Source organism: Paraburkholderia sp. JPY419, from assembly GCF_050435705.1.
Taxonomy (GTDB): Bacteria; Pseudomonadota; Gammaproteobacteria; order Burkholderiales; family Burkholderiaceae; genus Paraburkholderia; species Paraburkholderia youngii.
The window spans coordinates 2,228,636-2,249,638 of sequence record NZ_JBNDKV010000004.1 but is presented as its reverse complement, the minus strand read 5'-3'; the positions used below and the strand labels follow the sequence as shown (position 1 = coordinate 2,249,638).

General features: G+C 60.1%; 21 protein-coding genes and 1 pseudogene. 11 read left to right on the top strand and 11 right to left on the bottom strand.

The window, feature by feature from the left end:
* Nucleotides 1–76 precede the first annotated feature (76 nt).
* On the top strand, nucleotides 77–988 hold the full coding sequence (locus QFZ91_RS38760) for a CHAD domain-containing protein (protein WP_429570514.1): 912 nt from the start codon (nucleotides 77–79) through the stop codon (nucleotides 986–988).
* 284 nt (nucleotides 989–1,272) lie between these two features.
* Here QFZ91_RS38760 and QFZ91_RS38755 read toward each other — a convergent pair whose 3' ends face one another.
* The gene (locus tag QFZ91_RS38755) at nucleotides 1,273–2,877 is read right to left on the bottom strand and encodes a hypothetical protein (protein WP_429570513.1); all 1,605 of its coding nucleotides are present in this window, start codon (nucleotides 2,875–2,877) and stop codon (nucleotides 1,273–1,275) included.
* Between the two features lie 568 nt (nucleotides 2,878–3,445).
* On the opposite strand from QFZ91_RS38755, the gene QFZ91_RS38750 reads away from it, so the two are divergent.
* Both QFZ91_RS38750 and QFZ91_RS38745 read left to right on the top strand, forming a co-directional pair.
* Nucleotides 3,446–3,616: a hypothetical protein gene (locus QFZ91_RS38750; RefSeq protein WP_176378694.1), complete on the top strand. Its 171-nt coding sequence runs from the start codon at nucleotides 3,446–3,448 to the stop codon at nucleotides 3,614–3,616.
* 146 nt (nucleotides 3,617–3,762) lie between these two features.
* Entirely contained in the window at nucleotides 3,763–5,178 is a 1,416-nt protein-coding gene (locus QFZ91_RS38745; protein ID WP_429570512.1) for a UbiA family prenyltransferase, read from the top strand.
* A gap of 120 nt (nucleotides 5,179–5,298) precedes the next feature.
* Here the strand turns inward: QFZ91_RS38745 and QFZ91_RS38740 are convergent, their stop codons facing one another.
* The gene (locus QFZ91_RS38740) at nucleotides 5,299–5,715 is read right to left on the bottom strand and encodes a plastocyanin/azurin family copper-binding protein (protein WP_429570511.1); all 417 of its coding nucleotides are present in this window, start codon (nucleotides 5,713–5,715) and stop codon (nucleotides 5,299–5,301) included.
* A gap of 323 nt (nucleotides 5,716–6,038) precedes the next feature.
* Between QFZ91_RS38740 and QFZ91_RS38735 the strand changes: the two genes are divergently transcribed.
* Nucleotides 6,039–6,587, top strand: coding sequence for a carboxymuconolactone decarboxylase family protein (locus QFZ91_RS38735; RefSeq protein WP_429570510.1), 549 nt, complete (start codon nucleotides 6,039–6,041; stop codon nucleotides 6,585–6,587).
* Nucleotides 6,588–6,717: 130 nt separating this feature from the next.
* Here QFZ91_RS38735 and QFZ91_RS38730 read toward each other — a convergent pair whose 3' ends face one another.
* From QFZ91_RS38730 to QFZ91_RS38715, 4 genes are read right to left on the bottom strand one after another with little or no spacing between them, the layout of a single operon-like run.
* Nucleotides 6,718–7,434, bottom strand: a complete 717-nt coding sequence (locus tag QFZ91_RS38730; protein ID WP_429570509.1) for an O-methyltransferase — start codon at nucleotides 7,432–7,434, stop codon at nucleotides 6,718–6,720.
* Between the two features lie 22 nt (nucleotides 7,435–7,456).
* Nucleotides 7,457–7,528, bottom strand: a complete 72-nt coding sequence (locus tag QFZ91_RS38725; protein WP_176378958.1) for a 4Fe-4S binding protein — start codon at nucleotides 7,526–7,528, stop codon at nucleotides 7,457–7,459.
* A 48-nt stretch (nucleotides 7,529–7,576) separates the two neighbouring features.
* A complete protein-coding gene (locus QFZ91_RS38720) occupies nucleotides 7,577–7,885 on the bottom strand; it encodes a hypothetical protein (protein ID WP_429570508.1) in 309 nt (102 codons plus the stop codon).
* Nucleotides 7,886–7,897: 12 nt separating this feature from the next.
* Entirely contained in the window at nucleotides 7,898–8,479 is a 582-nt protein-coding gene (locus QFZ91_RS38715; RefSeq protein WP_176106926.1) for an RNA polymerase sigma factor, read from the bottom strand.
* Between QFZ91_RS38715 and QFZ91_RS38710 the strand changes: the two genes are divergently transcribed.
* The gene (locus QFZ91_RS38710) at nucleotides 8,478–8,621 is read left to right on the top strand and encodes a hypothetical protein (protein WP_429441127.1); all 144 of its coding nucleotides are present in this window, start codon (nucleotides 8,478–8,480) and stop codon (nucleotides 8,619–8,621) included. The genes QFZ91_RS38715 and QFZ91_RS38710 overlap by 2 nt on opposite strands.
* The gene (locus tag QFZ91_RS38705; RefSeq protein WP_429570507.1) at nucleotides 8,618–9,355 is read left to right on the top strand and encodes a transporter substrate-binding domain-containing protein; all 738 of its coding nucleotides are present in this window, start codon (nucleotides 8,618–8,620) and stop codon (nucleotides 9,353–9,355) included. The genes QFZ91_RS38710 and QFZ91_RS38705 overlap by 4 nt, the downstream gene beginning before the upstream one ends.
* A 55-nt stretch (nucleotides 9,356–9,410) precedes the next feature.
* On the opposite strand, the gene QFZ91_RS38700 is transcribed toward QFZ91_RS38705, so the two are convergent.
* Nucleotides 9,411–10,640 carry a TIGR03118 family protein gene (locus QFZ91_RS38700; RefSeq protein WP_429570506.1) on the bottom strand — a complete coding sequence of 410 codons (1,230 nt, stop codon included), beginning with the start codon at nucleotides 10,638–10,640 and terminating at the stop codon, nucleotides 9,411–9,413.
* Between the two features lie 40 nt (nucleotides 10,641–10,680).
* On the opposite strand from QFZ91_RS38700, the gene QFZ91_RS38695 reads away from it, so the two are divergent.
* Nucleotides 10,681–10,854: a hypothetical protein gene (locus QFZ91_RS38695; RefSeq protein ID WP_429570505.1), complete on the top strand. Its 174-nt coding sequence runs from the start codon at nucleotides 10,681–10,683 to the stop codon at nucleotides 10,852–10,854.
* A gap of 119 nt (nucleotides 10,855–10,973) precedes the next feature.
* Entirely contained in the window at nucleotides 10,974–11,306 is a 333-nt protein-coding gene (locus QFZ91_RS38690; RefSeq protein ID WP_429570504.1) for a hypothetical protein, read from the top strand.
* 161 nt (nucleotides 11,307–11,467) lie between these two features.
* On the opposite strand, the gene QFZ91_RS38685 is transcribed toward QFZ91_RS38690, so the two are convergent.
* The gene (locus QFZ91_RS38685; protein ID WP_176106931.1) at nucleotides 11,468–12,685 is read right to left on the bottom strand and encodes an FAD-dependent monooxygenase; all 1,218 of its coding nucleotides are present in this window, start codon (nucleotides 12,683–12,685) and stop codon (nucleotides 11,468–11,470) included.
* Between the two features lie 125 nt (nucleotides 12,686–12,810).
* Here QFZ91_RS38685 and QFZ91_RS38680 point away from each other — a divergent pair, with 125 nt between their 5' ends.
* Entirely contained in the window at nucleotides 12,811–13,755 is a 945-nt protein-coding gene (locus QFZ91_RS38680) for a LysR family transcriptional regulator (protein ID WP_429570503.1), read from the top strand.
* Nucleotides 13,756–14,202: 447 nt separating this feature from the next.
* The gene (locus tag QFZ91_RS38675; protein WP_429570502.1) at nucleotides 14,203–15,207 is read left to right on the top strand and encodes a DMT family transporter; all 1,005 of its coding nucleotides are present in this window, start codon (nucleotides 14,203–14,205) and stop codon (nucleotides 15,205–15,207) included.
* Between the two features lie 31 nt (nucleotides 15,208–15,238).
* Here the strand turns inward: QFZ91_RS38675 and QFZ91_RS38670 are convergent, their stop codons facing one another.
* The 3 genes from QFZ91_RS38670 to galU form a co-directional block, all read right to left on the bottom strand.
* Nucleotides 15,239–16,306, bottom strand: coding sequence for a rhodanese-like domain-containing protein (locus QFZ91_RS38670; RefSeq protein WP_176106934.1), 1,068 nt, complete (start codon nucleotides 16,304–16,306; stop codon nucleotides 15,239–15,241).
* Between the two features lie 57 nt (nucleotides 16,307–16,363).
* Nucleotides 16,364–17,020, bottom strand: coding sequence for a peroxiredoxin (locus tag QFZ91_RS38665; protein WP_176120989.1), 657 nt, complete (start codon nucleotides 17,018–17,020; stop codon nucleotides 16,364–16,366).
* A gap of 376 nt (nucleotides 17,021–17,396) precedes the next feature.
* Nucleotides 17,397–18,296: a UTP--glucose-1-phosphate uridylyltransferase GalU gene (galU, locus tag QFZ91_RS38660; RefSeq protein ID WP_176378706.1), complete on the bottom strand. Its 900-nt coding sequence runs from the start codon at nucleotides 18,294–18,296 to the stop codon at nucleotides 17,397–17,399.
* A gap of 640 nt (nucleotides 18,297–18,936) precedes the next feature.
* On the opposite strand from galU, the pseudogene QFZ91_RS38655 reads away from it, so the two are divergent.
* Nucleotides 18,937–20,920 (top strand): annotated as a pseudogene (locus tag QFZ91_RS38655) (phosphatase PAP2 family protein).
* Nucleotides 20,921–21,003: the final 83 nt, after the last annotated feature.

The window sequence follows — 21,003 nt, the reverse complement described above, 5'->3', positions numbered from 1 at the left end:
AGCGCGTCACAATCGCGGCGATCGAAACTCCTGTGGTAAGGTCTCGGCAGTATATTTTTTCCGATTCGAGGCTTCAATGGATATGGATGGCGACTGGTCCTTGCCACGGCCAAATGCGCTCTTCAAGGTCAACCGCCGGACGGCCGGTTCATCACTGTCTAAATCGAGTTCCATTGCCAGTACCTTCTCGTCGCTCGCGGCGCCGGTGGTGGCTGAAGCCGTGCAAAGGGCAAAAGAGCTATCCACGCAGAGCGACGCCGAAGGGTTTCATCAGCTTCGCGTTGCTTTCAGAAAGCTTCGGGCTTTGTACTGGGCGTACTCCCCATACCTCGGAGACGAATCGACCGCCCAAGTCACAGAAGAATTCAAGCGTCTTGCGGCCGTCGCAGGCGGAACGCGTGACTGGGACATAGCAGGCGATCTGCTGAAAGCCGCCCAGCAGTCCGGCGCCTCGATCGAACCGCTGGTGGCCGCGGCGCGCGAGAGGCGAGCGCAGGCGGTCGTGCATAGTCAGACGATGATCAAAAGCGACGATGTCGAGGCGTTCCTGAACGATGCCCTGCTTCGTGCGCAAACCACACTGCTGTCGCGCTGCGACGGTCTAGCCATTCGGGCGTTCGCCGAAAAGCGTGTCCGTTTAGCGCGACGCGCACTTCAAAAGCGCAGCAAACGCGCTGCCCGTAGCATGGACCCGCACGAGGAGGATCTCCACGATGTCAGAAAGGCAGGCAAAAAACTGAGGTACCTGCTGGAGTTTTTTCAACCCGTTATCAAAGGCGGACACGGTCGCACCATCAAGGAACTGACATCCGTGCAGAACAAGCTGGGGCAGTTCAACGACATTGCCGCAAGCGAGGCGCTGATTCGCAACGCGTCTTTCAATGAAGTTCCGCCCGAGGTCGTGCAGGAATCGCTGCAATGGTTGGAAAAACAGAAGTCCCAACGGATGCAGGCGGCATCGCGACAGGTTCGAGCCATCTCTAGCTGAGACGGGCCGAATCAGTTCGTTGACGCTCGCTTTGCGTCATCTCCCGAATAGCTTCTTTTGCGCCACGCTGCAAATGCGTCTTTGAGGTGGGATTGGCAGGTTTGGCGGCGAGTGCGCCGGAAAGCTCTTCCCGAGTTGCACAGGTTGGTCAGGCAGCGTTTGGGGCTCAAATAGATCGGTGCCACTCGACAGTGGTCTTCAGCGAGCAGACCCGCCGAAGTCCTGCAGAACAATGACGACCCATTCTGTCGCTTGAGCAATAGGGAGGATTACGCGCTAGACGCCTACTTCTTCATTACCATCATCTCGTCGAAGTTCACGGGACAACTCGAATTGGCCGGATGCCTCCCCGCCGCAACAACAACGAGACGGTCGTCGCGCAAATCCGCTTCCCAATTCATCTCCGAAGATGCTAGCAATATTGGTTCTTCACCGCACATGATGCGCACTGCAGCCACCTGGTTTTTGTAGTGCGTTTCCTTCAGCAGGAGGTAGCCCGTAACGCTTGCCGCAGCGAGAACCGAGTTCGCGATGGCGACGGCGACTACCACATGGAATAGTTTCCGAGCGGATGAAAAGCCCGCAATGACCAGAAAAGGGACCATATAAAACATCGGCACGTAGCGGGCCCACCAAGATTGCGGATGTAGCAGGACGCTCGCTAACGTCGCGAGAAGAAATATCTTCGCAATCTCACCGCCGCCTCTCCTCCTCCAGAACAAAGAAGCGATGCACGCAATAAACATAACCCCGAAGAAGGGTCCGAATGCGCCAAAACGCGTAGCAGCCGTGTGCAGCGCGATGAACGCGTCGCGCAAGTGTGCGTATGACGGGACGAAGGTAGGCTCCGCGTTCTCGCACGGCCTGCAATCCAGCGGAAGCGAGAAATACGAGAGGAAAATCCTTTGCAAAGGATTCATCGCAAGAAAGTCTGCTGACACTTTTCCACCGATGATATCGACCCTGTCGCTGCCCAGCACGGGGTAGAAAAGGTGTTTTCCAGCGACTATGTTCTCCACGTACGGCGAATAGCCGATCACTACGACAGCAACAAAAGACCAGATGACCAGCTCTCCGATAACTCCCCGGTTCTGAGTCAGAAAGCGTCTCTTTTCGCCGCCAATAAACGCCGCTGTGAAGAGAACAGCAATCGAGATGGCGGCGAAGGCCGGCCCTGTCAGCTTCGAGCCGATCAGAAGCACGAGTGCGATACCTAGTTGAACTCTGGAATAAGGCCTACGCTTGAGGGCGAAAAGCAAATGGACAGAAAAGATGACCCAGCAGAAGTAATGCGCAGCGTCGACATAAAAACTCGTCACCTGGCCGAGCACCACCGGGTTATAAACGCAGCAAGCCGAAGCAATCAGTGAAGGGCTGGCAGATATTCCCGCTGACTGGAGAACACGCATTAGAGCAACACAGGCGGGAACACTGAGCAATAGCGTAAATGACTTTCCACTATTGAATCGTGAAGCCAGAACCTTGGCCGTGTATGCAAAATATTCAAATGCCTTGGGGTAGTGTTCGGCCCAGAAGCTTCCGCCCAGTGCGTCGGTATCGGCAATGCCGTTTAAGGTGTGGTCTATCGATAGCGGTGTCGCGACGTGGTAGTTCAAGCCGTCGAAACTGAATTCCCGCAGGAATCCGAAAGCAAACAACACCACCGCGATGAATAGTACCGTAACGATCGTGGTGCGCCATTCGAAACGGGAAACATAGCCATAGATGACGACGGCTACAACGATCGCGAACGCCCAGATTCCCGCCAGCACGCCGCTATTGATGTCGAAGTTGTAGAGGATTGCGGCATATAGCGACGAGCCGAATACGAAAATGAGGATCTGGTCGCACAACTGCGTCCAGTTCACACGCTCGACGGCTGTTTGCATCCTCATCGATTTCCGCGTGGAGTTCACGCGCTGAGTGGCGTCTTTCGTCATCGTAGAAAAGCGGGCCTTCTCTGGTTGATGGAGACCCCTCGTCCGTCGACGCATGCCCGCCCTCTATCACGTCACCGCTCTGACCATCGAAGCATGCCCACGACAACACAACGCACGGCCGGGATGAACGAAGTAGAGGAGGAACGATAGCGATGTCGAACACTACTGCCGATTATGTGCATTTGTGTGGCGTTGCACAAGCTCGCATTGCGCGAACCGCCAAGGCACTTTTCTGCTGTCGGAGCGCCGCAAATAACGCGGCTCGATGGGTGGTGCTTTGAGTGTCGAGGCGTGCACCCTGACGTGGTGAGTGTTCAACGTTATCGGCCAAGATCACCACATTCCGAGCCCCTGTCACACCGCTTGGAGCCGGCAGGTCTATGCTCGCTGCAGGTTCTAACGTTTCGCTGCTGCGCAGCGAACAGGCGATAGCCAGCGATTGGCCTTATTGTCCGCGCACGAATCTGTCGTGCTACCCCTATCGACAGATCGATGCGGTCAGACAAGGATCGAGTGCATGACGATCACGATCTTCATGCAGGGAGCGTGCGCGCACCCTTCACTGCAGCATGGCGCGTTCCAGCCGCAGTTGCGCTTCTCAAGTAGAAAAATTCACTGGAATCAGGAGATGTTCGTCGCTGGCAGAGCCGGCGATTGCGCTCGCCAGACTCCTTTTGCAACGCCATGAAAGTTGAGAACCCGACCGAGCGACGACGCAGAAATGGGTCGCGGCAGCGGCGCGTGCGCTCGCGGGCTGATCCAGCGGCTCAATGCGGCTTTGCATTGCTCAAACTTTGGAAGGTTTGACGACGATTCAGGTACATCGAGGTCACTATGGCTGCCATCCCACTTTGCGTTGATCTGGATGGGACACTGACGTCCAGCGATCTTCTGATCGAGTCGTTTTTCGCCCTCGTCAAGCGAAATCCGCTCTATCTGCTCTATTGTCTGGAATGGTTGCTGCGTGGAAAGGGTTATCTAAAAGCGCAGATAGCCGAACGCGCCGCAATCGACGTGTCACTGCTGCCATACAACGGACGCCTGATCGACTTCCTGAAGAAAGAGAGCGCGGCCGGTCGCGACCTCTATCTCTGCACTGCGGGGAATCAACGGTTTGCCGAACAGATCGCGCGTCACCTCGGATTCTTCAAAGGGGTGATGTCGAGCAACGAGTCGATCAATCTGTCAGGCACGAACAAGGCGTCGGTTTTAACGGCGGAGTTTGGCGTGCAAGGGTTCGACTATTGCGGAAACGCGCGAGCCGATCTCCCGGTGTGGAAGCAGTCGCGCACGGCAATCGTCGTTGGAGGAAAGAGCATCCAGGCAGCCGCGCGGAAGGTGAATCAAACCACGGTTATCTTCGATAACAAACGGTCTCTCTTCAGACTGGCCGTACGGGAAATGCGCGTCTATCAGTGGGTGAAAAACCTGTTGATCTTCGTGCCGCTTCTTGCGTCGCATCGCTTCACGAATGTCGACGCACTGAAGGTTGCCGGGATCGCATTTCTTTCGTTCTGCTTGTGTGCGTCTTCGGTATATATATTGAATGACATGCTCGATCTCGACGCGGACAGGCGCCATAGTCGCAAGTGCAAACGTCCGTTTGCGTCAGGCGAGTTGCCGCTAGTTAGCGGCATTGGCATGTTGTTCGTCCTGTTGCTGGCATCGGCGAGCCTGGCGGTTTTCCTGCCGCCGGCGTTTCAGCTCGTGCTAGCGTGTTACGTCGCAATGACACTCGCTTATTCCTTCCACCTGAAGCGGGTGATGCTCGTAGATGTCTTCACGCTGGCTGCACTCTATACCACCCGCATCGTGGCCGGGGGCGCGGCGGTCGATGTCGTGCCGTCAGACTGGCTAATCATGTTCTCGGTGATGATATTCCTCAGTCTCGCGTTGGTGAAGCGCTATACCGAACTCGACAAAATGCAGCGGAAGGGCAAGGACTCCACGTCTGGCCGAGGTTATCTGACGGCCGACATGAGCATCGTGCGCTCGTTTGGACCCGCTGCGGGCTATGTCGCGGTGCTCGTTCTTGCGCTCTACATGAATTCTGCTGCCGTGACGGGGTTGTATCGTCATCCCCACAGGCTTTGGATCTTCTTTGTTCTCGTGCTGTACTGGATCAGCCGTGTCTGGATGGTAGCGTTCCGAGGCCAGATGCATGACGACCCGATCGTATATGCGTTCAGGAACCGTTCTAGCCTGGTCATCATGATGCTTTGCGTAGCCGCAGTCCTTTTTGCGATTTGATCAAACGCTAGCTCTTTATTCTGCGCCCAGCCATGCATGCACAGAACCACGGTCCGCTGCGACTGTCACCTGGTGAAGGCGAACATCGTTTGCGGTGGCTCGCTTGTGAGTGAGCATGGTCTACGGCGTGACGACGAGCGCCGTGTGCATTCCCGCTGCATAGTGTCCCGCCTTGTTGCAGATTAACGCGTAATGGCCAGGCGCAAGCTTGAACGACACGCGCTTGCTCTTGCCCGGCGCGATGTCTTCCACTTCGCCGATCTTTTTCAGCCTGCGCTCCAGCACCTGTCCTTTGCTGACGGGCAGTGCATCGTCCGAGAGATCTGTCTTGAGCACCACGAGTTCGTGTTCCATGTTGTTGTCCGCTGCATTCTTGACTTCAAGCGTGATGGGACCCGCCTTGACGGTGTGCGTCCCGAGCTGGATCGAGTCCGATAGCAATGTTGCTTCAACGATTTGCTCCGCCCAGCTTGAATGCGATGTCATCCCGAGCGCGATCACACCTGCGAGGATGGTGATTCTGTAAGTGGCATACATGGCGCCCTTCTTTGAATCGACATATCGCGCGTGTCTGACGTCGAGCGATTGCCGCGGCCAATTCATCGGACAAGCAGATACCCCTGCCTGTGCGATGGCATGGGCGCTTTGTGCATTGCGCGATACGTGCAGTAAACGTGCGCGGCGGAAGGCTTATTCCGTAAGTCCGCTGAGGCGCGGCATATCGCTTTGCTAGCCGCGCCCCGTGAATAGTGTGGTTCGTTTATTACCTGCCATGTAATTGGCGGGACTCGCGCCTCTTACTAATCTGTGCATGTCGCCCGAACGTACCCAGCGATATCCCCGAACCTCAAGGAAATACCATGGCCAACTTTCCCACCTATACGCTCGAATCCGCACCCGAACAATCGAAGCCCGCGCTGAACAGCCTCGCCGAGATCTTCGGTATGGTGCCCAATATGCCTGCCAAAATGGCGGGCTCACCGAGACTGATCACCGCCCTCGTGGCTGTGTTCAATCAGGCGCACGGCGGCAACCTCGACGAACAGCAGATGCAGGTACTGCTGCTCACGAATGCGGTGACCAATGGCTCCGCCTGGCCGGTCGCATTCCACTCATTCCTCGGGCTTAAGGAGGGCCTGAGCGAGACCGACGTGCAGGCGATCCGCGAACGCCGCTTCCCGCAGGACGCCAAGCTTGCGGCGCTGTCACGCCTCGCACGCGCGCTGATCGAAAAGCGCGGCCGCATCGACGACCACGACATCGCTGCGTTCACCGAGGCCGGCTTCGATCAGGCGCTGGTGCTTGATGTCGTCCTCGTGGTCGCCGCCTCGACGATGACGAACTACACCGCGACCGTCACCCAGCCGCCGCTCGAAGAACTCTTGCAGCCCTACGAATGGAAGGCTTGATGCAAGTTGGGGCGGCGTAAAGAGCAATAGAGCCCGCTGCCGCGGAATGCCTGATAAAGCCCTTTCCTCACGGGGAAAGGGCCTTTTCGCCTGCATGCCTGTTCGGTCAAGCACATGAACCGAATTCTGCCTAAGACACGACAACGGTAAATTCGACCCCCGATTCAAAGTTCAGCGTCGTGGTGGAAAAGCGCGAATCGCCGTCGAGGTAGCGCTTGTAGGGCCGAACGGCGTCCTCGGCTGTGTACATATTGTCGGCGAGAACGATCGACCCCGGCCGCAGCAGGCGCTCGATCCCCTTGAACAGATTCAGATAGCTGTCGGCCCATACGTCGATAAACACCATGTCGAAAGTACCGTCCAACTCGGCAACGGTCTCGAACACATCACCCTCCCGCACGTCGACATAAGCGTCTACGCCCGCCATTCCGACATGGGCCCGAAGTTGCGCGCACTTGCCGGCATCGAGTTCAGTCGCGACAACCATGCCACTGCCTAACATGCGAAGAGCCTCGGCGAAATACAGCGTGGACACCCCGCACGAACTGCCGAGTTCGAGGATTCGGGCTGGTTTGTGCGAAAGCACCATGTTGCGCAAAAACCTTCCCGTTTCCGCCGACACCGCCAACGATAAAGGCGGGCCTTGCGACGATTCGAAATCTTCGCTGGATAGTCCGAGCGTTTCGAGAAACCGTCCACGCAGTCGCGGCGCGAGGGTTTCGTAATCCTCCGACTGAGTCAGAAACTCCTCACTCGATCCCTGGAATTGCGCGCGTGCACGGGCTATCGCCTCTGTCTGACTCTGTTCGTGAAGCCGTCGCAGAAGATCCGTGGTTGACGAAGCCATATGCGCTCCTTGACGTGTACCGCTATGCCGTTCTGGCGAGCTTGATCGCGCCTTCGGGGCACGCCGCCACACAAAGACCGCACGACCGGCGCAATCGCGCCCGACCACTGTTTGCAGTCGCCCGTCGATTCCTCGCATGTGTTTAATCTCCGTCGCGCCGGTCGCGGCCCGATCGCCATGCCGCCTGAAAATGCTCGCGCTCTTCAGGCGTCATCGCTTCCCATTTTCGCCAGTGACGCCGTCCGCGCCAGCCGCCATGTCCGCGGAATCCGCCAAACAGGATGCGGCTCAAAACCAGCAAGCCCAACGCATGCGCGAAGTCGATCGCGCGGGCGCCAACGAATAGCGCCGGCATCACCCAATTCCATAGCGTCATCACCACCAACCCGAGCACGGTTATGGCGACCACCACGAGCAGCGCTTTACCCGCGCATCTGATTCGAAACTTCATCCGTCGACTCCTCTAAATATCCAGTTCGTCGTAAATGGCCTGCAGTCGGGCGCGCAGATGCAAGACCGCGTAGCGCTTGCGCGCGAGCAGCGTGTTGAGCGCGACGCCGCTTTCCGCCACCATGTCTTTGAAGGACCGCCCCTCCAGTTCGTGCGCGATAAATACCTCACGTTGATTCGGCGGCAATTCATCGAGCGCATCCTGCAGAGCCTTGAGCAATACAGCGCGAGCGTAGAGGGCTTCGGGACCGGCATCGTGCGCCGGTAGCGCGAGGTCGAGGCGATACTCGCCGCTGGCGTCGTCCTCGGCCTCGGACAAATCGGCCAGCGGTTGCTCTTTCTTCTTGCGAAAACGATCGATGATGCGATTGCGCGCCGCGCGAAAAAGCCACGCGCTCGCCTGTTCGATCGGAGCCGGAAGCCGGTAAGCCTGCACGAATTCGTGGAACACATCCTGCAGGATGTCCTCGGCATCGTCCGGGTCGCGTATCCGACGCCGGATAAAATTGACGAGCCTCGTGCGCTCGCGCACCACGGTCGCGGTGATGTCGCTGTCGCGGTCGGTCATCGGGTGCGAGGTGGGTGGCGGTTCCATGCGCCTGAAGACGTTTCAGCAGCGCGAATATTGTGGCGAGCGCGAAAATTTTTTCCCTGAGAAACTGCCGCTTCGCGCGATGCAATGCGTAGCAGGTTTGCGACCATTACGTAACGGCAAGAAGTGGGAGACCCAGCCATGAAGGTCACGATTGCGTACATCGAAGAGCCCCCGTTCGGTTGGATGGAAACAGATGGTACTGCCACCGGTGCCGACATCGCTCTGGCCGACACGGTCCTTCGGGCGATCGGTGCCACCCGGATCGAGCACCATCTGACATCGTTTAGTGAACTCCTGCCCGGCGTCGAAGCAGGCAGGTGGGATATGAACGTTCCGCTGTTCGTCACGCGTGAACGCGCCGATAGGGTCGCGTTCAGCGTCCCCGTATGGGGGATCGCAGACGGTTTTCTGGTTCGGACTGGAAACCCGAAAGCGCTCGACAGCTACGCGTCACTCGCCGAGCGCGCTGACGCGCGCGTTGGCATCATAGCCGGACAGGTTCAGCACGACTCGGCGAGAGCATCTGGCGTAAGCGAGGATCAGATTACCGTCTTCGAGCATCAGGCCGATGCTATCGAAGCGGTGCTCTCCGGCGCCATCGATGCCTATGCGAGCACGGCCTTGGGGAATCGGATAGTGGCGAACCGGATCGGAGGCTCAATGCTCGAGGCCGTCGCGCACGAACCGGGAACGAAGGGCCAGCAGCAGAAGCCGCCGCTCGGGGCATTCTCGTTTAATAGAAGTAACAGCGATCTGATCCAGGCGGTAAACCAGGCCCTTCGTTCATATCTGGGCTCACCGGATCACCGTGCTCGCATGGCGGCTTTCGGCCTGACACACAACGAGATCGATCCCGCTATCGCGGGTCGAGGATAAAGAAATCCCGCCGCTCTCGCATCAAGAGCGGCGCTTGTCCATTGCGCGCTTGGCGCTACATTCCAACGCTCATCCCTCCGCCCGCGCTTGTGCCCGTGCCCGTGCCCGTGCCCGTGCCCGTGCCCGTGCCCGTGCCCGTGCCCGTGCCCGTGCCCGTGCCTGAGCTCGACGTTGCCGTATTCAGATCGATTCTTCCGTAGACGCCATCTGCTTCGTCATTCGGGCCTGCCGCGAAGAAGAGCGTGCTGGAAGGCTGATTGCTGAGGTCGTTGCCGAACGCGATGCCCCATATGCCGTGTTCGACGATCGGGCTGTTGTTCGGTCCACTGATCGGTCCCATCGACTGCCCGCTCGATGCGTTGAACGCATTGATCATGCCATCACCGAAATTGCCGATTATGATTGCGCCGCTCATCGAGCCGAAACTCGCGGGTGCCTGCGCAATGCCCCACGGCGCGTTCAGCGGACCGCCTGTTGCGAAGCGTTGCTTCAGATTGCCCGCCGTGTCGTACACATCGACCATGCCGAGCCCCGCGCCCGGGACATCGTCGTGTTTGGCTGCGTCCTGCATTGCATAGGTGACGAACAGATTCGAGCCGATCGCCTGAATGCCGAACGGCGCAAAGCCCGCCGGCATCGCCGGGTCCGTGAAGGCGCCGGGCATCGAGACCTTCGTGAACGAGGTATCGAAGACGTCGATCTTGTTGTTATGGAAGTCCGTCGCGTAGAGGAAGTTGCCATTGTTCATGGCGGCGAGCGCGAGGCCCTTATAGACGGCACCACCGGCACCATCGTCGTACATGACGAACGCATTGGTCGGCCCGACGGCGGGCGCCCAAGCGGTGATGGTGCCGCCTTCGCCCGTGAAGATGAATGCGGCGACTCCGGACTTGCCGTTTTCCGTGACGAGGAAGCTTTGTGTTCCGTTGAACACGATGCCCGTCGGCGATGCGGAGCCGTTCTTGCCATCAGGTATCGTGACGACCAGCGATTGCGGCACGCCATTGCCGTCATAGAGCGTCGCGACATTGGTGCCATTGTCCGCGACCCACGCGAAACCGCTGGGATTGAACGCGACGCCCCAAGGGTTTTTCAGATTTGCGTCGGTGTGTGCGGCCGGCACCGCGCCATCGGATACGAGCGCCGTCGCTGTGAACGACGACTGAACCGGCGTGCTCGTGCTGCTCGAATTCGAGCTACCGCCGCCCCCGCCGCCGCATGACACCAGAGTCGCGACGGCCGCGCCGCATGCAACGACGCCGAATATAGCGAGTAGAGACTTCATGACCGCACTCCTTGTTCTGCCCAAAAGGACCTAACGCTCAATGAACGAGCACGACATGGGGTTTATTCCGGCGGAGCGGCTGGTTTCGCGGCAGATCTCGTGCGATCGCAATGGTCGAGTTCGTCCAGACAAAAGCGATTGGTACGCCACGAACATGGGGCGTGACTATTCCATGCGTGCGGCCAAAAACTTGTATCGAGCCGTCATTGCGTGAAATTCAACCGTCGATTCAGCACCTGAGAAAACGCGCGGCACGCTGATTGCGACATTTCCTGTAGCGCAGGCGACAACTGTCTGCGTCTATCTTCCAGTCCAATCAAGGAGGGGCGGATCATGAGCAAGGCAACCATCACACTAGTCGCGGCCGTCGCCGCACTCTCGCTGTCGGGAGGCGCTTTTGCGCAGATGGCAGGAGGTCAGAGCGGCAGCGGTTCGACCGGAAACGCAGGCAGCACCGCCAGTCCGTCGAATCAGATGAACGGCACAACGTCAGGCGGCTACGGCATGCCAGGCAACACCAACACGGACAGCGGCATGGGCGCCAAGGCGCCGAACTCGGGCCTGCCGAGCAACGACACCGGCTCGACGACCGCCACCCCCGCGCCCAAGACCAACAACACGCTGGCGACCCCGAGCGTGGTATCGCCAGCCGCTACCGGCCATTAACAGCTGGCAAAAATGACCGTCGGCTGCGAACGAGTGCGGCACAAACGCTCCGTTCGCAGCGGCGTAGGTGTAATTGCGACCGGCGCCCAGTTTGTCGAATAGCAGAGGCATGGCCGTCACACGCGGCCAACCGCCTGGCTATCGAAGCGTCACGGACAGGCTCAAAGCCACGTGCCCCCTTGTCGGTCGCTCGGCTCCTGCGCGAGCGCATCGAAGTCGTGAATCCAGTCGAGGTGATGCAGCATGCTGTCGCGCGCCCCAAGCCGCGCGTTGCGTTCCTGGGCGGCGGGGCCGTCCGGCAGATGCAGCACGTCCGCGGTGCTGATCGACGCGTACTGCACCTTGCGCGTGCGGCCCCGGCGCAGACGCTCGTAGCCCTCCTGCGCTTCCCGCCAGTTGCCTGGGCCCGCCTTGGCCAGTTGCGCGGCCAGCACCACGGCATCTTCGATCGATTGATTGGCGCCCTGGCCGTGATGCGGCACGAGCGCATGCGCGGCATCGCCGATCAGCGTCACGCGACCCTTGCTCCAGCGGCCGAGCGGCGGACGGTGAAACAGGCCCCAGCGCTGACTGATCGGCACCGCCGTGATCATCTGCACGACGGCCGGATGCCAGTCCTTGAAGAGGCGCAGTTGTTCGCCTTCGGTCGATGGCATGACCCAGTCGCGCGACGGCCACGGCGACGGATGACGCTCGACCAGCAGGAAGTTCTGATCGCCGTTGTCGCCGATCGGATAGTGCAGCAGATGGCCGCCGGGCCCGACCCAGAACTGGATCGTCTCCGGATCGGGCAATAGGTCCATGCGCTCGGCCGGCACGATGCCACGAAAGCCCGAGCAACCGGAATACAGCACGTCGTCGTAGCCGAGCATCCAGCGTCGCGTGATCGAGCGTGCACCGTCGGCGCCGATCACGAGATCGGCATCGATGCGCCGACCGTTGTCGAACGCGAGGCTCACGCGATCGGGATGCTGCACGAGATCGACCAGCCGATGACTGAGCTCGATGTGCTCGAGACCGACCGCCTTCGACAGCACCGCCTGCAGATCGGCGCGATGGACGCCCCAGTACGAGCCACCGAACTGCTCGCGATAGCTGGGCATGCCGCGATGATGGCCAATCACGCTGCCGCTGCGGCCGTCACGATAGATGAGCCCGGGTACTTCGGCGCACACGTCGTCGAACGCGGAGCGTAGTCCCATGCGCTCGTAAAAGCGCGTCGCGTTGGCCGACAGCGCGACGGCCGCGCCCACTTCGCGCAACTCGTCGGTCTGCTCATAGAGTTGCGCATCGATGCCGTGCTCGCGTAGTGCGAGCGCCAGCGTAAGGCCGCCGATGCCGGCGCCGACGATCGCGATGCTCAGGTCCATCCGGGTCATGATTGTGTCTCCGATATGCGGGTTTATCGTGTCGGTATTTTCAGCACTAGACCGTCATTGCTCAATAAGATGAAATGAATCTCCTTCATCACCGAAATGAATGACCCTTTAGTCACGTCGAAGCCATGGAACTGAGCGATCTCGACCTCAACCTGCTGCTGCTATTCCAGCGGCTGATGCAGGAGCGGCGCGTGGCGAGCGTCGCCGAGCAAATGAACATGAGCCAGCCGGGCGTCAGCAATGCGCTCGCGAAGCTGCGCCGCCTGCTGGGTGATCCGCTGTTCGTGCGCGCGCCGGGCGGTGTGGTGCCTACCCCGTTCGCGCTGCGTCTCGCGGAACCGGTCTCGCAGGCGCTCGCCACCTTGCACGCCGCGCTCAATCCGGTGACGGGCTTCGATCCGCTGCGCGCAATGCGAACGATGACGATCGGGATGACCGACATCGGCGAAGTCGTGTTTTTGCCGGCATTGCTGGAACGATTGTCGCGCGTCGCGCCAGGCGTCGCGATGAATACGGTCCGCAATACGAGCATCAATCTGAGCAAGGAGATGGCCGACGGCCGCGTCGATCTGGCGATCGGACTGTTGCCGCAGTTGAAGGGCGGTTTCTTTCAGCGGCGTCTGTTCGATCAGCGCTACGTCTGTCTGTTCAGACGCGGCCACCCACTCGAAGAGGCGCCGCTCACGCTTTCCGCGTGGCGCGAAGCCGAGCATCTGGTGGTGGTGTCGGCCGGCACCGGCCACGGTCAGGTGGACGAGTGGCTGAAACGGCGCGGCGTGCGGCGTCAGGTGCGACTGACGGTGCCGCACTTCATGAGCGTGGGCTACATCCTGCAACGTACCGACCTGATCGCCACGGTGCCAGAGCGTCTCGCACTGGAGTTGGCCACGCCGTTCTCGCTCAGCCTGCGCGCGCTGCCGATGACGCTGCCCGCCGCGCCGATCCATTTGTTGTGGCACGAACGGGTCCATCACGACGAAGGCAATCGCTGGCTGCGCGAGGTCGTGATCGACCTGTTCGCGGATACGGCGACGAGTGGCAGGCGAGCGCGGGACGTGAGGAAGAAATAGGGCTTTTTTGTAAACGCGACTCGCACGCGGATCGACAATCGGCGTGCGGACTGCGTGAAGCCGCGCAAGCGGGCATCGCGCGATCGGCGCAGAATGATTGGACCCACGGGTGCCTGCGCCGCAGGTGTGAAGGTGCGCACCACTCGCCAGCGTATGGTCGGAAGATCGCCCGACACAGTGATGCGCACATAGCAGCCGGCGTAACGTCCGGTCGCCCGTGGCCTTTCGCGCAATGGCCGATGAGTATTCGCGGCCCGAATTCGCGTAGACGTTCGACGCATGGCTAGACGCCAGGCAGCCGGTCCTCCCTGACATTACAATTGCATTTGCGTATAATTTCGCGAAGCCTTCATGCGGTATCACTGAAAAGCAAATAAGCGATACCGCAATAAAAAAAGCACTGCCGTGGCCTGCCCACATAGTGCACAAAGACAACATCACCCGAAAATGTCCGTGCCTTCAGCCACAACCGGATCGCGCGATTCCGCGCTGTTTTTCACCCAACCGAAAGTGCTCGTCATCGTGGCGACGCTATGCTGCCTGCTTTGGGGCAGTTCATACCCGGCAATTAAAATTGGCTACGCGTTACTCGGAATCACACAAAACGATATTCCTTCGAAGCTGATCTTCGCGGGCTACCGGTTCGTGCTCGCGGGACTGTTGTTGTTGATTCTTGCTGCCTTTTCAAAGAAGCCTGTTTTCGAATTGAATCGACGCAATAGCGGACAGCTGATGCTATTGGGTTTCACGCAAACGGCCATTCAATATGTTTTCTTCTATATCGGTCTCGCCTATACGACCGGCGTTCGCGGTTCGATCCTGAACTCGACGACGACCTTCTTCAGCGTGCTGCTTGCGCATTTCATCTATAAGAACGATAAGGTCTCGCCACGCAAAGCGCTTGGATGTCTGCTGGGATTCGTCGGCGTGATGGTCGTCAATTTCGGCGACGGTCTGTTTGAATTTGCATTCAGCTTGCTCGGCGAAGGCTTTATCGTGATTGCCGCATTCGTGCTATCCGCTGCATCGATTTACGGAAAGCGCATTTCGCAGAGTATGGACGTCATGCTCATGACGGGTTATCAACTCGGGTTTGGCGGCGTCGTTCTGCTTGCGGCGGGGTACGCGACCGGTGGTTCGTTGCACGCGTTCACGCTGGGATCGATGGCTTTGCTGGCCTACCTGGCGTTGCTGTCTGCAGCGGCCTTCACGTTGTGGAGTCTTCTGCTCAAATATAACCAGGTCGGCAAAGTTACCGTTTTCAATTTCCTGGTGCCCGTGTTCGGTACCGTGCTGTCCGCGATTTGCCTGAACGAGAACATCATGGAATTGAAGAATCTCGTCGCGCTGGTACTGGTATGCGGAGGAATCTGGCTGGTTACGCGCTCGGCGCAACGGAGCGCTGGCTATTCGAAGGCTGGTGTCGCCGTGGGCCCTCAGGGTCGCGGCTGAGTTCGCGAGGTTCCGTAGCGTCGGCCCCCCGTCAAACGCTGTCCGACGCGACCGGCAACCCCTCCGTCCGCCACCGCAGCATCCCACCGGCAAGATTCGCCACCTTGCCGAACCCCGCCTTCGTCAACAATACGCTGGCCTGCGCCGAGCGCACGCCTGACCGGCAAACCGCGACCACCGGCCGCTCGCGATCCAGTTCTTCGAGCCGCGCTGTCAATTGCGACAGCGGCACCAGCTTCGCGTCCGGCAGATGACCCAGACGATCGATGAACTCCGGCGCCTCGCGTACATCGACGATCTGAAACTTCGCGCCATGCTCGAGCAGCGCCATCGGCTCGATTTCCCACACGCCGCTAAAGCGCAGCGTCAACGGTGCCCAATCCGGTGTTTCGGTCGCAACTTCGGCGCCGCCTTCCGGCTGCCCGCAACGCATGTTCGCGGGCACCGCGACCGCCATCTGTTTCGGATGCGGCAAATTCAGGTTGTTCATGTACCCGGCAAAATCGCCGACGTCGACGTCGCCGCCCAGACGCGGATTGAAGCGCCGCTCCTCGGTCACGCTCGTCACGGTGATGCCGCGATAGTCGTGCGCGGGATAGAGGAGGCAGCCGTCCGGCAGCGACAAGATCTGCTCGCGCACGGACGCGAACAACTGCTGCGGACTGCCCTGCTGGAAATCGGTGCGGCCGCAGCCGCGAATCAGCAGGCTGTCGCCGGTAAAGGCCATGCTCTGGTCGTCGAGCACATAGGTCAGGCAGCCATTCGTATGGCCAGGCGTCGCGCGCACGGTCAGGTGACGCGTGCCGAAGTCGATCCGATCGCCATGCGCGAGCGGCCGCGTCACGCCTTTCGCCCCCACGACCGCGGCAAGCCCGATCTCGCTGCCGCAACGCAAACGCATGCGCCATGCGCCGGTTACGTGATCGGCGTGCACGTGGGTATCGAGCGTAGTAAGCAGCCAGAGGCCCAGCTCGCGCAGCAGTGCCTGATCGCGCGGCACCTGCTCGTAGACGGGGTCGATCAGCACCGCCTCGCCGCTGTCGCCGAGCAGGTACGTGTAGGTCGACGAAACAGGATCGAACAGCTGACGAAAAATCATCTGTATCTCTCGAGAAGATCGGCGAGGCGGCCGCGAACGGCCGCCATGCCGCATCTGTCAGCGCGGTTGCTTGGTGGTGCGCAGATACGGTTTGATGGTCTTGAAGCCAGGGAACACCTGCTGCGCCTCTTCGTTGCTGACCGCCGACGTGATGATCACGTCTTCGCCCTGCTTCCAGTTGACCGGCGTCGCGACCCTATGTTTGGCGGTCAGTTGGATCGAATCGAGCACGCGCAGGATTTCGTCGAAGTTGCGGCCGGTGCTCATCGGGTAGGTCAGCGTCAGCTTGATCTTCTTGTCGGGACCGATGATGAAAACCGAACGCACGGTCGCGTTGGTCGCTGCGGTGCGGCCCTCGCTGGTATCGCCCGCGTCGGCCGGCAGCATGTTGTACAGCTTGGCGACCGCGAGGTCGGTGTCGCCGATCATCGGGTACTTGACGGCGGCGCCCTGCGTTTCCTCGATGTCCTTGGCCCATTTTTCGTGGTCTTCGACCGGATCGACCGATAGTCCGATCAGCTTCGCGTTGCGCTTGGTGAACTCCGGCTCGATCTTCGCCATGTAGCCCAGTTCAGTCGTGCAAACCGGCGTGAAGTCTTTCGGGTGAGAAAACAGGATCGCCCATTGGTCGCCGATCCAGTCGTGGAAATCGATGGTGCCCTGCGTGGTCCGCGCGGTGAAATTGGGCGCGGTGTCATTGATACGAAGTGACATATTGCCGTCCTGTGAAGTCGTGGTTAAGCGGAAGACCCGAGCGAGGCCTGTCTGCAACGGTCCAACACGAGCCCGGTTAATCTCGGGGATTGAAAATCACCAAGGCTCACAACGATAGATGAAGCTTTCGCGGCGCATACTCGCGCGGCAAGTAGCGCATCGCCGCATCGCGCAGTGAGAATTCAAATATAGCGCGTTACGCGCAAGCCCATGCTCACACCATCGAAATCTGTCCGGCTGGCCACTCCGGAATGTCTGAGAGGAACGACGTTGATCGGTAAATCATGGACATTCGATGCGCCGGCGTGTGTGCGATAGCGCACAGATTTACCGGACCCTGCTTTGATCGGACCGTGCCGTCGTCCAATGGGCGGCGCTAATGCGTGGTGCCCGGCGCGGCAGTCTCGCCGTCTACGCGCTTGCGCAACCAGGCACCGAATGCATCGTGCACCTCGTTATGCCGCAGCGCGAAGTCGACGGTCGCCTGCAGATAACCGAGTTTGGTCCCGCAGTCGTAGCGTTTGCCGATGAATTCATACGCGAGCACCTGCTCTTCCTCGAGCATCGAATGAATGGCGGGTGTCAGTTGAATCTCGCCGTGAGGGCCGGGCCGCTGTGCGCGCAAGTGGTCGAATACCGCTGGCATCAACACATAGCGGCCCGCGACGCCGAAGCACGAAGGCGCTTTTTCCGGCGCGGGCTTCTCGACGATGCTCGACACGTTGATCACGCGCTCGTCCCAATGTCGTCCGCCGACCACGCCATGCGAGCAAGCGCCGTCCGCTTCGAATTCCTCGACCCCGATCACCGACGAATCGTAATGGCTGAAGATGTGCACCATCTGCTCGAGAACGGGCGGCTGACCCTCGAGCAGATCGTCGGCAAGAACGACCGCGAACGGCTCGTCGCCGATCAGCTTTTGCGCGCACAACACCGCATGCCCGAGTCCGAGCGGCTCGGCTTGCCGAACATAGATGCAGTTGACGTTGGGTGGTTTGATGCTTTGCACGAGTTCGGCGAGGTTTTGCAGCCCGCGTGCCCGCAGCACGTGTTCGACTTCGTAGGATCTGTCGAAATGATCTTCGATCACGCGCTTACCGCGGCCCGTGATGAAGATCAGCTCGGTGATACCCGCGGCAACCGCTTCTTCGACCGCATATTGAATCAGCGGTTTGTCGATGACCGGCAGCATCTCCTTCGGACTCGCCTTCGTGGCCGGCAGAAAGCGCGTGTCGATTCCCCCGACCGGAAACACCGCCTTGTGAACTGCGAGCATGATGAACTCCTCGTCCGGCTGGTAGACGGAGCAGCACGGCTGTGGAGCATGGCCGGATGCCGCCGGCTGGGCGTCCCGCTTCGGCTGGCCAGTGCTGCGCGTCGGAGCGTGCGGTACTGATGAAGCGCTTGCAACAAACGTGGCTTCCATCCGCTCGCAAACATCTGCTGAATGCTCGCCATGATGGCACGGTTTGCCGGCGGATGTGGATATTCGCCGTTGCGGCGCGTCAGTCCGCGGAGCCGGGCGACTCGGGGGAACCCAGGTCGCCAAGGGGACAGGCTCGGGATAAGCGGCTTTTAAGCTTGCAGGGCGTAACTTCACACCCACGCTGAATGCTCACGCACGCCTGACTCCCTGTTCACATGCGGACGTCGCACGTTCGATCCGACTTTGATATGAAAAAGCTAGCGCGCTCGATTGACTTCATTCTGTTGACCGCCGCGTCGGTGGGCCTCGTCGTGTTTGTCGTCTGGCGAGTGGCGACGGTAAAGGGTTGGCTTTAGGGGTTGGCTTTCTCCCTCTCTGCGCTCAGACGTCTGCGGTGCATGTCCCCCTTGCCTGAAAATAGGTCGCAACAATGCCGTAATAATTCATCCGCACAATTCGACGCCACCAACAACGACAAGAAAGTCTCATGATGCCTCATCTTCGCGGCTCTCTTCCGCTGCGCCTCACTATTCTCGCAAGCGTGGCGGCACTAGCCGCGTGCGGTGGCAGCAATGACTCTTCTACGCCGACGGCCTCGAATACTTCGACGACAACGGCGACGGCCTCGATCCCGGCTCCGCCTGCCGACCCTGGTTTTGTCGACAACGCCGCAATCCCCGACGTGCCCGCGTTCGTCGACACGATTGCGACCAACCAGCGCGGCGACGCTCGATATGCGACGCTCGCCACGAATGCGGGCGTGCGTGTCGTCTCGCGATTCCTCGATATCTGGCAACCGTTGACCGAGATCGTCGATGCGGGCGTATCCGCCCCCGCCAATGGTTCGTTTCCGGCTGTCGTGCAGTCCACGTGGACCGGACTACCCAATGACGGTACGCCGGGTGGGGCTGTCGTGAACAGCGCCGTCCATGCCGCAAATATTCAATTCGTGGTCACCGAAACGACCAACCGAACCCAGGGCGCAGGCCGATGCAGCCTACTACGACGACCGGCGCGGCAAAGGCTACAGCGTGACCGACGGCATGGGCCCGCTCACCAACGCGTGGCGCACGGCGGCGCAGCAGACGACGACGATCACGTCGATCCCGGCGGATGCGACGACCGTGCTGTACAACGACGCCGGCAACAACATCGGCGTCGGCAGCAGTGGCGGCAACAGCAATTTCGGCCAGGTTGTCGACCTGCTCAGCAACATGGGCAACAACGCATCGACCGAGCCCGCCAAGCGCTTCTACAAATACGCGCGGCCATACCGCTGGAGCACGAGTGTCGTGGTAGCTCCGACTCTGGTGCCGGCCGAGAGCACCACGCCTTCGACCGATGGCGGATATATCAGCGGTCACGAGGCGGAGGCGATGCGCGACGCGATGACAATGGCCTACGTGCTGCCGGAGCGGTTCCAGGAGATGGCGAGCCGCGGCCTCGAACTTGGCGAAAACCGCATTTTTGCCGGTATGCATTCGCCGCTCGACGTCATTGCTGGTCGAATGTTTGCACTTGCGGCGACTGCTGCGAATCTCTCCGATCCCAGCAACGCCACGTTGAAGAGCGCCGCATTTAGTCAGGCACACGCAGCCCTGATGCAGTCGACCAACGCCAATTCGACGAACTTCGCCGCTTTCGCCCACTCCGGCACGGCAGCGACGGACCGCTTCGCCGACTATGCGACGAACAAAGCAGACTTCACCCGCCGTATGACGTTCGGCTTCGCTCCGATCGAATCGACCGATGCGCCTCCCGTCGTGCCGAAGGGTGCGGAAGTATTGCTGGAGACGCGCTTTCCGTATCTGAGCGCAGCCCAGCGCCGCGTAGTGCTCAAGACGACCGAGCTTCCTTCCGGCTATCCGGTCATGGATGACGCGGAAGGTTGGGGCCGCCTCAACATGTTTGCGGCCGGCGACGGATATGGTGCGTTCAATGGCAGCGTCATCGTTTCGATGGATGCGTCCCAAGGCGGATTCAACGCGTCGGATCTGTGGCGCAACGACATTTCCGGCGCGGGCAAGTTGACGCTGCAGGGTAGCGGTACGTTGAAGCTCGGTGGCAACAACACCTGGTCGGGCGGTTCCCAGGTAAGCGGCGGTGTGCTCGAGGCGGATTCTCCGAATGCGTTCGGCACGGGCGACATGTATGTGGGTGCGGGCGGCGTCACCATCGCGGCGACTTCGCCCGTGTCCATCGTCGGCAAGTACACGCAGCTCGGCGGCACGACGCTCGAACTCGACATCGACGGCAAAGGCGCCGGCCAATTGCACGTTGGCAATCAACTCACCATCGCAGGCGGCACGCTGCACGTGAAGTTCGTGAACGGCTATGCGCCCAAGGTCGGCGACACCATCGATCTGATCGATGGCAACGGGGCGACCACGCAGTTCACGACGATCATGGTCGACGGCTACAAGGCGACACCCGTTTATTCGGCGACAGGGGTGTCGGTGCACATCGATTCGTAATCCGGCCGGATGCGTGAGCTACGGACCGCGCTCGGCCCTCGTAAAGCGAGGGCCGCTCTCGTCAACTCAGCGCGCGCAGAACG